This is a genomic window from Ectobacillus funiculus, assembly GCF_004138295.1.
GTDB lineage: Bacteria > Bacillota > Bacilli > Bacillales > Bacillaceae_G > Ectobacillus > Ectobacillus funiculus.
In genome coordinates, this window is record NZ_SCFM01000026.1 from 1 (window position 1) to 816 (window position 816).

At 37.0% G+C, this 816-nt stretch carries 2 protein-coding genes and 1 pseudogene; all 3 read right to left on the reverse strand.

Going from position 1 to position 816, the window contains the following annotated elements; genetic code table 11:
- A partial coding sequence (locus EP737_RS16680) for a Gfo/Idh/MocA family oxidoreductase (protein ID WP_165350835.1) occupies positions 1 to 204 on the reverse strand: 204 nt, incomplete at its 3' end.
- 69 nt (positions 205 to 273) lie between these two features.
- Positions 274 to 549: a hypothetical protein gene (locus EP737_RS26040; protein ID WP_205650960.1), complete on the reverse strand. Its 276-nt coding sequence runs from the start codon at positions 547 to 549 to the stop codon at positions 274 to 276.
- A 129-nt stretch (positions 550 to 678) separates the two neighbouring features.
- A pseudogene (locus tag EP737_RS26300) lies at positions 679 to 816 on the reverse strand (ABC transporter permease); the annotation flags it as partial.

Sequence of the window (816 nt, forward strand, 5' to 3'; positions counted from 1 at the left end):
CGCATCAATTTCAGGATCTGCCAATAAATCCTGATAATTTGTTGTTAGAACAGAAATTCCTTTGCTAGCAGCCCATTCCTGTAAATGATCTACCACCACATCTGATACCGCTTTAATTTTCACTTGCGGAACTGATAAAAGGTTATCTACATGTAATCTTCCAATACGTCCTGCACCAATAATCCCCAATGTAACTGTGTTCATATTTCTACCCCTTTTCGACCTATAAAATAGAATAGATTTTTTCAAAAGCATGTGTTATGAATCTAATAATCACATTTTAAGACTGAAACGCTCTGGTGAATTTCTCAATCCAGAAATAACAACATATGCAGAAAGTACATTCACATCTGTTGTCTTAAAGAGCAGAATTGCTCTTTGCATTCTCTCCTTTTGAACCAACTCCAACCAGTCTACTCCAAATTGACTGTCGGATTTCTGGAAACTATACAAGATATTGATAAGCTGAAAATATTGCGATAAACAGCCCCTGTAGCTTGTTATATAGCTTGATTCAACAGGAGAAAAAGCAATTTCTTCCGTGCTCATTTTGAACTGAGAGAAGCTTTGCAGGGATTATTGAGCTAATTGCACACAATATCCCTGCCTGCTTCGTCAGTGGAAGCAATCTAATATAACTCCCACATTCATCTCGATTTACTGCTTGTCTGTTATTTTTTAAGCTTTCTTATTTTTACGAGAGTCAAGAAGAACTGCTGCTACAATGATCGCTCCCTTTAAAATTTGCTGCCAGTAGGAAGATACGTTCATTAAGTCAAGTCCATTGTTTAGAACCCCGATGATCAAAGCACCAAT

Coding starts and splice junctions, on each gene's coding strand:
- EP737_RS26040 (WP_205650960.1), bottom strand. CDS start 549: ATGAGCACGGAAGAAATTGCTTTTTCTCCTGTTGAATCAAGCTATATA.